The organism is Kitasatospora sp. NPDC054795 (assembly GCF_053611565.1).
Map to the genome: position 1 here is coordinate 1 of NZ_JBSHAP010000201.1, position 11348 is coordinate 11348.

Sequence of the window (11348 nt, forward strand, 5' to 3'; positions counted from 1 at the left end):
GGCTGAGAGCCAGGCGACCACCGAGGTGGGGAAGTCCCCTTGCAGGGCGACCGACGCGGCGTCCGCTCCGACGCTGCCGGGAGTCGACGGGAAGGTGATGGTGGCGCGGGTGGTGTGCTCGACCAGGCCGCTCCTGAGCGCGAGCTCCCCGGTCCACGGGCCGTTCGGCAGCGTTGCGTCCAGTGGGACGACCACCTCCCCGCTGTCGCCCGGAGCCAGCGTGGCGCCCGTCTTGGCGGTCGAGAACGGTCCGGCGTGCTGTCCGCCCGGCCCGTCGCGGAGGGACAGTGCCCCGCCGATGTCGAGGGCGCGACCCCCCGTGTTGTGGACCCGGGCGCGAACCTCGCCCCGCCCGTCGCGGGCTCGGGCCGGATAGAGCCGTTCGATCGTGAAGTCCGAGGGTGACTCGTCGCCGGGACCGACGTCGATGTACATGCGGACGCCCACCCGACCCAGCACGTTCAGAGTGTGCGAGCGGTCCGTGGGGGCGTCCGTCTGCGCCCAGATGACGCCGTATCGCTCCCCTGCGGCGGCGTCCCCGGGCACTCGAACGGTGGTACGCACCCGCGCCGTTTCGGAGGCCGCCAGCTCAAGGTCCGACGCATCGAACGATGTCCAGCCGGTCAGCTCGTTGGGGGTGCGCTCCGGCGCGAAGGTGAACTCACCCTTCGCGATGGTGGCCGCCGCGGCGTAGACCTTGACGTGCATCGGTGTGGACGACCTGTTGGTGATCTCCACCCGCCGTTCGATGGTCGAGCCGGGTGCGAGGTGGTCGATGATGTAGGCATGCGCTCGGGGATCGGCGCGGCGGTTCTCCGGAGCGTCGAGAAGCTTGACGGCGATGGTCCTGCCCGCAGCCGGATCCTGGGGGGAAGGCGCCGCGGGTGCCTCGTGCCCCGCCGCCGGCATCACCCCGGCGGCCTGCGCGAAGGCCAGCATCAGCAGGAGAGCCCAGTACCGGCGCGCGCCCTTCATTCCGTCAGGCAACGGATTGGGTCAGCGTTCCGGTGTAGGCTCCGCCGACGGCGCTCGCGGGCACGTTCACGGCGACTGTCGGGTTCCAGCTCGCGGTGCTGTCTCCGACACCGGCGGTCCCGGTGACCACCGTCTGCGCGGAGTTGCTCAGCGTCACGTTCGTCGTGGTGACGGTGATGACGCCGGTCGTCGTCACCGTCCCGGGCGAGTAGGTGGCGTCGGTGGCGGGAATCGTCGACGAACCGTTCGCGAAGTCCGTCTCCGCCGCGGTCACCGTCCAGCTGGCCGAGAGGAGGGCGCGGTCGTCGACGACGGTACAGGGGCCGATCGGCGCGCTGATCGTGGTGCCGGGCGCTCCCGAGCCGAGGCTGGCACTGGCCGGTACCGACATCGACAGTGCGCCGGACGTGACGGTGAACGTGACGGTGGTGCTGGGGTCGCCCTCCGCGATGGCGGGGCCTGGCTGGACCAGGGCGAGAATGGCGGCTGCGGCCGCGACAGACAGACTTCGTGCACGCATGATGGCTCCCGGAATAGCCCGCCAGAGGACATCCTGGCTGACGGCGGACATGCTGGTTGACGCGACTCAGGCAATCCGGCGCGACCTGGTCGCACAAGCCGACGCGCGCCGCGTACCGCCAGACGAATGGCCACATTTCAGCCTGAGCACAGCCCGGCTCGCCTCACCGGCACCCTCGGACCGCTCCATGACCCGCAGGTCGACGCCGTACCGCCCGATCCGTGGCGGCTCCGGGAAGTCGTCATGGGCTAGCACGGCACGCTCGCCCGACAACGTTTCCAGCGCGAAACCGACCAGGGCATGCCGCGAGGCCGGATCGCCTTCCTGGCACGGGAGACCGGGCGAAGGGACCACCCGCGCCTGCGGCCTGCTACCCACGACCCGGCCGCGACCCGCCTCGGCCCGCCTCGGCCCGGTAACACCGGGGGCGGCCTCGCCGTCGAGCCGTTCGAGCGCGGAACGACGGCGCAGGCGCACACCCCGACCACGACGGAGTCCAGCCGACGCCTCGGCATGGCGTCGGACCGGAAGGTAGTATCGGTTTCCGCACTGACTGACTATCAAGTGCATGCTATTCATTGGACATTGCCGGCGGGGGCGTCAGCGACCCCTCAAGTGGGGGCGACGTGGGAAGTCACGCCGAGCCGCGCCCCCCTGTGCCCCACCCTCCGCACCGGAACCGACCACCGAATCCGGTAAGAACCAGAAAGCGTCCATTGGTTGCCATCGCACATTCCGAGCTCGACGTCTTTCCACTCTGCCTCGGCGGCAGCGTCTTCGGATGGACCGTCGACGAGCGGACATCCTTCCGCGTCCTCGATGCCTACGCCGCCGCGGGCGGGAACTTCATCGACACCGCCGACTCCTATTCCCAGTGGGCCCCCGGAAACACCGGCGGGGAGTCCGAGTCCATCCTCGGCAACTGGCTGGCCGCGCGCGGTCAGCGGGACCGTTTCGTCATCGCCACCAAGGTGGGCCGACTGAACGGACTGTCCGGGCTCACGGCGAAGGTCGTCCACCAGGCGGTGGAGGATTCCCTGCGCCGTCTGCGGACGGATCACATCGACCTCTACTACACGCACGCGGACGACCCGGAAACTCCCCTCGAAGAGACCCTCACCGCACTCGACACGCTGATCACGGCAGGGAAGGTGCGTCATATCGGCGCCTCGAACATCAGCGGCCCCAGGCTGGCCGAATCCCTTGAGGTCTCGAAGCGTTCGGGGCTCGCCTCGTACGTGGCGGTCCAGCCTCCCTACAACCTCATGGAACGCGAGCCCTTCGAGAGTGGGATCGCCCCGGTCTGCGAGCGCGAGGGCGTCTCCTGCGTCCCGTACTTCGCCCTGGCGCAGGGCTTCCTGACGGGCAAGTACCGCGAAGGCGCACCCGCCGTTCCCAGCGTCCGCAGCGACGCGGCACGACCGTACGGCGAAACGCCCCGCGGCCGTGCGGTGCTCCGGACGCTGGACACGATCGCCGCCGAGCACGGCACCGCCCCCGCCGCGGTGGCCCTGGCCTGGCTGAGGGCGCAGCCCCATGTCGTCGCTCCGCTCGCCAGCAGCAGGACGCCCGAGCAGCTCGCCGAACTGACCCCGGGGGCGACCCTGGAACTCTCCCCGGCCGAGGTTCACTCGCTGGATCTCGCTTCACGGACCACCGCGGCGGACCACCATGCGCACGTCGGCTGAAGGAGGAGGAGTCGCCGTGAACGTCACCCCCCACACCGCCCTGATCGGATTCGACGCCCTCAAGTCGTTCATCTCAGTAGCGCGCGATGAATACGAGGCCTGTACCCCGCAGGAACCACCCTCCTGTTTCGCCCTCCTGCTCGGCACCGTCGACGACGGTGTCGCGGCCGTCACCTCGGTCCAGTTCGCGACCAACGTCCGTGCCACCGACCCGATGGCGCTCGAAGAGTTCTCGCGCTCCATAGAGCCGTGCTTCGGAAGCGCCTACCGAAACCCCCGCCGGGGATTCTGGTGCAGCTCGCAGGATCTGCTGCGTATTCACCGGCAGGCGGACCGTGACGGGGTCGAGATCCTGGGCTCCATCCATCTGCATCCCGACTGGCACCGGATCGGCCCACCCGAAGAGCGAGGGCTGCGAATAAGCGAGGAGCCGACACCGATGGACCGCTACATGTTCGACAACAGTCGGTACCCGGTGAACATGATCTGCTATCTGGAATCCGGCCCACAGGGGGTTTCCGCCGCACTCGCGGCATGGGGCCCTCCTCCTGAGGACGAGGTCGCGGCGCCGTGCCCCCGCCTCCTTCTGAGGTTCAGCGTGTCCTGAGGAACGGCAGGCTCACCCCTCGCCGCCGGCGGACTCCGCCCCGGTCACGCTCGCGGATGCGACCGGGGCCGGGGCCGCCGGTCCACCCCTGGGTGAGTACGTCGGGGCGGGGCCGTCGGAGGCCAAGGCGCCCGGCACAGCGGTCACACCGCCGCAGGAGAAGAATCAGAAGATACGCTGGCAAACCCCTCACATCCCCCAGCCTCTCGGAAAGATCCGCCCACTGATGTGAACCTGCCGGAGACCCGGCTGCGTGGATACGCCTGTAGGGCAACTGCAGAGTGGCCCTACGTCCACTCAGCCATCCGGCAATGAAAGGGAGAACCAATGATGAAGATCCTGTTCGCCATCCGTGACGCGTCCTTCGCCAAGAAGAGCCTGAAGGCCAGCGCTTGGTACGTCTGGTACTAAGCCGACTGATCGGTACCTCCGGTACCTGAACAGCTGATCCGTCCCCGCCCCTGCCCCCTCACGGCCTCCGCCGAGAGATCGGGCCCGGGCGGGGACGGAGACCGGCCCCGGCAAAGTCTCGGAGACATCACATGGCACTCTCCCCCGCCTCCGCCCGTTCGCGAAACACCGTGCTCTCCCCCCGACTTGAGGCCCTGCTCAGGGACCATCTAGGCAAGGACGCCGTCCGGCTCGAACCCGACACGATCGGGGTCGCCGGGCCCGAGCTCACCGACCGGATCCTCGCCGCCCGGCGCGCCACCGAGATCGAACGGCCCACATTCAAACCGCTGCACGGACGTTCGATCACCCGCACCGAGGCGTCCTCGGTGACGCGGACGATCGGCAGCGACGTGCGCGAGGCGCTGAAGGCCCCGCTGCCGCAGAACATCGACCTGTCCGGTCCGTGGCCGCTCACCGGACACCTCTTCCTGCGCGACCTCATCCTCGGTCGGGACCCGCGCCGGCTGCAGATCCTGATGAGCCGCAACCTCGAACTGACGCCGCTGCTCACCTGGTTGGTGATCTCGGTCGGCGCCGCACTGCCCGGTAGGCCCAAGCCCGGCGACGACCTCACCGAACTCGGCAAGCTCACCGCCAAGGCGGCCAACTACCAGGATCGACGGTACGCGCTGGGCATGTACCGCAGAGCCGCCGCACCCGTCTGCTTCACCATCTCCACCCTGGTCGCGAACGCGCTCTGGCTCGGCTCGCCGTTCAACGACAGCACGCCGAACCGGAACATCATCCTCGAGTCACTGCGCATGCTGCCGCCGTCGTGGAACATCCTGCGCCGCGCATCGCCCGAGTACCCCGCTCTCGATCCGCGGATCGGTGCGGGCGACGACGTCCTCGTCCTGCCGCTGCTCTCACATCGCGACCCGGCGCTGTGGGAGGACCCGGACGAGTTCCGCCCCGAGCGCTGGGACCACCTCGACCCGGACAGCACTCCCGGCTACCTTCCGTTCGGGCACTCCTCCGAACGCTGCTGGGGCCGGCACATGGTGATGCCGCTCGCCGAACTGCTGCTGGACCAGATCCGGGCAGCCGGCCTGGTCGTCGACCCCGATCAGCGGACCGCCAAGGTGCCGCTGCTCGGCCTGCTCGGCGTCAGCGAGGTCCGCGTCCTGAAGGCACGCGATGCGCGCTGATCACATACACACCGAACACGGCGTTGCCGAATCTGAGTTCGCCGACGGCCGGTTCTACGCCGACCCGCACACCGCGTACCGCCGCTGGCGCACCGAGGGCGGCGCCCGCAAGGTCCGGTTCGGCGGCGCGGCCGGACTCGAAGGCTGGGTCGTCACGGGCCACGCCGAGTGTCGGAGCGCCCTCGCCGACCCCCGGCTGAGCAAGAAGGCCGTCACCGAGGCGTTCGCCCAACACGTCGGGAACTCCGAGGGAGGCCCGGGCCGCGACCTGATGACGCATATGCTCAACTCCGACCCCCCGGAGCACACCCGACTTCGCAAGCTGGTCCAACAGGCCTACACCGGGCGGCAGGTGGCGACCCTACGACCGATGGTCGAGCGCCACGTCGGCGCACTGCTGGACCAGCTGGACGGGCTCGACTCGGCCGAGCTGATCAGCGAGTTCGCGCTGCCGCTGCCACTCGCGGTGGTCTTCGAGCTGTTCGGCGCGCCGCAGGCCGAACGGGAGAACCTCCAAGTCCGGGGCAACGCGGTCGATGCCGGCTCGGGCGACGACGGCGGGGCGGACGGCGACGGCGGGGCGGACGGCGAGGTCTCGGTGGAGACTGCCGAAGGCATGGCGGACTACCTGCGCGCCCTGGTCGACCACAAGCGCACCCACCCGGGCGACGACCTGATCTCCGAACTGCTCGCCGCCCAGGCGGACGGCGACCGGCTGACCGAGGCCGAGATCACCTCGATGGCGTTCCTGCTCGCGATCGCCGGCCACCAGAGCACCGTCAACCTGATCGCGAACGGCATCCACGCGTTGCTCGGCCACACCGAACAACTCACGACGCTGCGTGCGAATCCGGAACTGCTTCCCGGCGCGATCGAGGAAGTCCTGCGCTACGAGAGCCCGTTCAGCATCGCCTCGCTACGCCGCACGACCGAGCCGGTGACCATCGCGGGCACCACGATCCCGGCCGGCGAATTCGTCCAGATCGCACTGCTCGCCGCCAACCGCGACCCGGCCGTCTTCGCCGACCCCGACCGCTTCGACATCACCCGCCCGGACGCCGCCCGACACCTCGCGTTCGGCCACGGCATCCACCATTGCCTCGGCGCACAGCTGGGCCGGCTACAGGCCGAGGTCGCGTTCAGCGAACTGCTGCGCCGCTTCCCGGCCCTGCGCCTGGCCGAACCGGCCGCCGCCGCGCAGTGGCAGGAAAACCCAAGGCACCGGGGACTGCTCAGCCTGCGGGTGCTGCTGCACTGACGACGGCAGGCGGGTACCGCCGGAGCGCGCAGGCGCTCCGGCGCCTCGGCCGCCAAGGGCACCACGCCGGCCGAGGTCCACCCGGTGCAGGCACGCGGTCCCCCGCCCGTGAGCACCCCCGCCCGGCCACCCGCCACCGGTGCGCTGGAGCTGGTGCGGGCCGACGCGGCACGCGTCGCCGTGCTCGACTTCGAGCTGCTGCGCGGCCGGCGGCAGCACGGGCTCGGCACACCAGCGCCGCCGCTCGGTGACCGCCGCACGTCCGGATCCCGTCCTGGACGAGGTTGTGCCGCCACGAGCCCACACCGTTGCAGCCGAGCTTGGCGCAGTCGGTGATGACGTACCCCGAGATGATCGGGGAGCCGCCGCAGCTGTACAGGCCGTCCGCCTCCGGCTGCTGGAACCACGAGCCCCAGCCGCTGCGGCCGTCCTTGTCGTAGGCGGTGAGGACCCATCCGTTCGGGATGGCTGCTCCGGCGCAGGCCCACTGGCCGGAGCCGGTGACACTGGTGACACTGGTGACGCCGGCCGGCTGGGCGGCCGAACTGGCGGCGGCGGGCGGTCCGGGCCGCCGTGACAGGCGGTCCGGCGGTCGGCCTGTCAGTGGGCCTCGCTACTGTTCCTCCCCTGATCAAACGTGTCGAGGAGAGAGGCGGAGCTGTGCGGCGCTGGGAGTTCGTCGAGGGCGGCTCGGACAAGTTCTGGGAGGCCGCGGTCGACGGTGCCGCGGTGACCGTGCGCTACGGCCGGTCCGGCACCGCCGGGCGGGAGCAGAGCAAGGAGTTCCCGACCGCGGAGGCCGCGCAGGCGCACTTCGCCAGGACGGTCGCCGAGAAGGAGCGCAAGGGCTACCGCGAGACCACGGCCGGCGCGGCGCCCGGCGCCCGGACCGGCGCACCGACCCCGTCGACCCCGCCGCCCGCCGCCCCCGAGCCGTCGGACGCCCCGGTCGACGAGGACGCCTTCGTCCTGCCGGAGGCCTGGCGGAGGGCCCTGGTCCCCCGCCGGGGCGGCGTCTCCCGCCCGCCGGCCGCCGCGGTGAAGAACGCGGTGGACGAGTACCACGCCTCGCTGAGGCGGATGGACGACTGGCTGGAGCAGGCGCTCACCTCGGACCTCAGCGACGCGGACCTGGTGGAGGCCGCCCGCGCCCACCGCTCCGGCAGCCGGAACCCGGTCGGCGCGGCGGTGCTGGCCGCGGCGTTCGCGGTCTCCGCCGACAACAAGGTCCGGACGGCCGCCGACGCCTGGGTGGCGGAGTTCGGCCTGCCGTTCGCGGCCAGGGCCACCGTCGAGCTGTACGGGGTGGCCCTCAAGACCGACTGGAACGGCTCACGCGCCGTGAACCCGCGCGTCCGGCGCGCGGCCGTCCGGACGGTGGCGGCATACCGCCCCGCCGCGGATCGCGTCCGGTCGCTGCTGGCGGCGTGCGACGAGGAGACCCACCGCACGGCGGTCGAAGCCCTGGCCGGATGCCGGACCGACCTGAGGCGCCTGGTGGCGGCGGCGTACCTGGTGCCGTCCGAGTCCGACTGGGCCGAGGAGTGCGCGACGTCGGGCGCGCGGCTGGGCTCGGCCGAGTGGTCGATGCTGCTGTGCTCGCTCTCCTCGGCCGAGCCGCTGGAGAAGCTCCCCCAGCTGCCGAGCCTGCACTGGGACGGCTGGTCCACCGAGATCATCGCGACCGTGGCGGAGGGTCTCGGAGGCGGCGCCGCACCGCTGCTGCTGCACGCCCTGGCCAACGACCACCTCTACAGCGACAAGCAGAAGCAGCTGCTGAACGCGATCGCCGAGCTTCCCTCCGATCAGGGCTTTCGGGGGCTGCTGGCCCATCAGGAGAACGGAAAGGCGGCCCGTGGAGCCCTGGTGGCGGCCATGCGCCGCTTCCCCCGGCGCGCGCTGCGCCTCCTCGCGGAGGCCGCGGCGGTGTCCGCCGATCCGGCCGCGCAGCGGCTCGCCCGTCAGCTCCTCACCGCCCACGTGGCCGCCCACCGCGCGACCGCGATCGAGCTGCTGCCGGAGCTGACTCCGGAGCAGGCGGCCGTGGTCGGGCCGCTCACCGATCTCGGCGACCGGGTGCCGGACGTCCCGACCGGTTCGCTGCCGGAGCTGTTCACCAGCCCGCCGTGGACCCGGCCGCGCTCCACGGCCAGGCCTCGCGTGCTGACCGGCCTCACCGCGCCGCAGGAGACGCAGCTGCGGTGGCTGCCGGGTGAGCGGGAGGCGTGGGCGGTCTCCGAGTCCTGGTACGCGAACTGGTCGGACGCCGACTGGCAGCGGATCGCCGGCACGATACGGGCCGCGGACGGGCAGTCCGGCGCCGCGCGGCATCGCTCCAACCGGCACGAGGAACTGGCGCTGTTCGCCTACGGCGACGAGCAGCTGGGCCGTCCGCTGATCGCGCAGTGGCGGGGCGAGGAGTACATCTGGGACGCCACGGGCGCGCTGCGCCGGGTCGCCGCCCGCTTCGGGCCGGACGCGCTCGGGCCGATACGGGCCGCCGCGCTGCAGAGCCCGGCCGCGCACGCGGCGCTGCTGCTGCCGTACCTGGACGTCCGGGTGGCCGAGACGATGGCGGACTGGCTGGTGCGCCTCAAGTCGGCCGGGGACACCGCCCGTTCCTGGTTCGTCCGGCACGGCCTGGACGCGGCCCGGCTGCTGGTTCCGGCCGCGGTCGGGAAGGCCGGAGCGGCCCGGCGCAACGCCGAGCACGCCCTGCGGCTGATCGCTGCCGCGCACGGCGCCCCGGCGGTGGACGCGGTGGCCGGCGAGTTCGGGCCGCAGGCGCAGGAGGTGGTGGGCGCGCTGCTGTCGGCCGACCCGCTGGTGAACCTGCTGCCGGCGAAGCTGCCCCAGCTCGGCGACTGGGCGGAGCCGATGATGCTGCCGCAGCTGCTGGTGCGCGGCGGCGAGGGCGCGCTGCCCGCCGAGACGGTGCGGCACGTGCTCACCATGCTCGCGCTGTCGAAGCCCGGGGCGTTCTACCCGGGCCTCGACCAGGTGGCGGAGGTGTGCGAGCCGCGGTCGCTGACGGCCTTCGGCTGGGCGGTGTTCGAGCAGTGGCGGATGGCCGGCATGCCGTCCGAGGACGGGTGGGCGCTGCACGCGCTCGGCCGGACCGGTGACGACGGGACGGTCCGCCGGCTGACGCCGGTGCTCCGGGCGTGGCCGGGCGAGGGGGCGCACCACCGGGCGGTGGACGGCCTGGAGGTGCTGGCCGCGATCGGCAGCGACGTCGCCCTCCTCCACCTGCACGGCATCGCGCAGCGGGTGAAGTTCAAGGCGCTCAAGGCGCGGGCGCAGGAGAAGATCGCCGAGGTGGCGGCCGGGCTCGGCCTGTCCGGGGAGCAGCTGTCGGACCGTCTGGTGCCGGACTTCGGGCTGGACGCCGACGGGACCACCGTCGTCGACTACGGCAGCCGGACGTTCACCGTGGGCTTCGACGAGCAGCTCAAGCCGTATGTTCGTGACGCGGACGGCGCCCGTCGCAAGGACCTGCCGGTCCCGGGGGTGCGGGACGACGCCGAGCTGGCGCCTGCCGAGCGCAAGCGCTTCGCCGCGCTGAAGAAGGACGTCCGCACGGTGGCGGGGGACCAGATCCGCCGTCTGGAGGACGCGATGGTCACCCGGCGGTCGTGGACGGCGGAGGAGTTCGATCAGCTGTTCGTCGGGCATCCGCTGCTGTGGCACCTGGTGCGCCGGCTGGTGTGGCTGGCCGAGGCGGACGGCGCCACGACGGCGTTCCGGGTCGCCGAGGACCGCACGCTGGCGGACGTCGCGGACGAGGTGTTCGTGCTGCCCGCCGGGGCCACCGTCCGGCTGGCCCACCCGCTGCTGCTCGGTGCGGAACTCGCGGCGTGGTCGGAGCTGTTCGCCGACTACGAGATCCTGCAGCCGTTCCGTCAGCTCGGCCGCCCGGTGTACGCGCTGAGCGACGAGGAGCGGGCGGGTCACCGCCTGACCCGCTTCGAGAACGGTCCGGTGCTGCCCACCACCCGGCTGGTCGGCATGGAGCGGCGCGGCTGGCAGCGCGGCGAGCCGCAGGACGCGGGCGTGGAGCGCTGGCTGTCCCGCCGGGTCGGGCCGGACCGCTACGTGGTGCTCGCACCGGAGCACGGCATCGCGGTCGGCATGCACGACGTGTATCCCGAGCAGCAGGTGGAGACGGTGTGGCTCGACACCCGCCCGGGCGACTACTGGAGGCGTGACCGGACCTTCCCGACCTTCGCCGAGCTCGACCCGGTGATCGCCTCCGAGGTGATCGCCGACCTGACCGAGCTGACCGGGCCGACCACGCCGTGACGGCGCACCACCTCACCGACAGCCACGCGAACCACCCCGGGAGGGCCGCCATGACCACCGCCGCCGAGGAGCAGCTCCAGCGTCCGCCCGCCGAGATCCGGTACGCCGGGGAGCTGGCGGCGCTGCGCGCCGAGGACCGCGACCCGCGCCCGCCGGGCTGGGAGCTGAGCCTGCGCGCCGCCCGCCGGTTCATCGTCGGCGACGAGACGGCCGGCATCGACCGCAAGTTCGTCGGCGATCCGGCGCTGGTCGAGCGCGCGTTGGTGACCCTGGCCACCAACCGCGGCCTGCTGCTGGTCGGTGAGCCGGGCACCGCCAAGTCGCTGCTGTCGGAGCTGATCGCGGCGGCGGTCAGCGGTACCTCCCGGCTGACCGTACAGGGTGGCGCGGCGACCAC

9 protein-coding genes are annotated in these 11348 nt (G+C 72.0%); 7 read left to right on the forward strand and 2 right to left on the reverse strand.

Features of this window, described 5'->3' with window-relative positions:
• Both ACWGJO_RS39265 and ACWGJO_RS39270 read right to left on the reverse strand, forming a co-directional pair.
• The coding region (locus tag ACWGJO_RS39265; protein ID WP_452190443.1) for a hypothetical protein at positions 1–975 on the reverse strand (975 nt) is incomplete at its 3' end.
• Between the two features lie 4 nt (positions 976–979).
• A complete protein-coding gene (locus tag ACWGJO_RS39270) occupies positions 980–1546 on the reverse strand; it encodes a hypothetical protein (protein WP_452190444.1) in 567 nt (188 codons plus the stop codon).
• A gap of 665 nt (positions 1547–2211) precedes the next feature.
• On the opposite strand from ACWGJO_RS39270, the gene ACWGJO_RS39275 reads away from it, so the two are divergent.
• The 7 genes from ACWGJO_RS39275 to ACWGJO_RS39305 all read left to right on the forward strand — a co-directional run.
• A complete protein-coding gene (locus tag ACWGJO_RS39275) occupies positions 2212–3183 on the forward strand; it encodes an aldo/keto reductase (protein ID WP_452190446.1) in 972 nt (323 codons plus the stop codon).
• A 16-nt stretch (positions 3184–3199) separates the two neighbouring features.
• On the forward strand, positions 3200–3790 hold the full coding sequence (locus tag ACWGJO_RS39280) for a hypothetical protein (RefSeq protein ID WP_452190447.1): 591 nt from the start codon (positions 3200–3202) through the stop codon (positions 3788–3790).
• 330 nt (positions 3791–4120) lie between these two features.
• Positions 4121–4201 carry a tryptorubin family RiPP precursor gene (locus ACWGJO_RS39285; RefSeq protein WP_355252482.1) on the forward strand — a complete coding sequence of 27 codons (81 nt, stop codon included), beginning with the start codon at positions 4121–4123 and terminating at the stop codon, positions 4199–4201.
• Positions 4202–4332: 131 nt separating this feature from the next.
• On the forward strand, positions 4333–5391 hold the full coding sequence (locus tag ACWGJO_RS39290; RefSeq protein ID WP_452190449.1) for a cytochrome P450: 1059 nt from the start codon (positions 4333–4335) through the stop codon (positions 5389–5391).
• Positions 5381–6649: a cytochrome P450 family protein gene (locus ACWGJO_RS39295; RefSeq protein WP_452190451.1), complete on the forward strand. Its 1269-nt coding sequence runs from the start codon at positions 5381–5383 to the stop codon at positions 6647–6649. The genes ACWGJO_RS39290 and ACWGJO_RS39295 overlap by 11 nt, the downstream gene beginning before the upstream one ends.
• A 660-nt stretch (positions 6650–7309) precedes the next feature.
• Complete coding sequence (locus ACWGJO_RS39300; protein ID WP_452190453.1) at positions 7310–10951, forward strand: DUF4132 domain-containing protein; 3642 nt, start codon at positions 7310–7312, stop codon at positions 10949–10951.
• Positions 10952–11001: 50 nt separating this feature from the next.
• Positions 11002–11348 (forward strand): AAA family ATPase (locus ACWGJO_RS39305; RefSeq protein WP_452190454.1); only part of this gene is annotated, 347 nt, incomplete at its 3' end.

Coding starts and splice junctions, on each gene's coding strand:
- ACWGJO_RS39295 (WP_452190451.1), top strand. CDS start 5,381: ATGCGCGCTGATCACATACACACCGAACACGGCGTTGCCGAATCTGAG.
- ACWGJO_RS39290 (WP_452190449.1), top strand. CDS start 4,333: ATGGCACTCTCCCCCGCCTCCGCCCGTTCGCGAAACACCGTGCTCTCC.
- ACWGJO_RS39270 (WP_452190444.1), bottom strand. CDS start 1,546: ATGTCCGCCGTCAGCCAGGATGTCCTCTGGCGGGCTATTCCGGGAGCC.
- ACWGJO_RS39285 (WP_355252482.1), top strand. CDS start 4,121: ATGAAGATCCTGTTCGCCATCCGTGACGCGTCCTTCGCCAAGAAGAGC.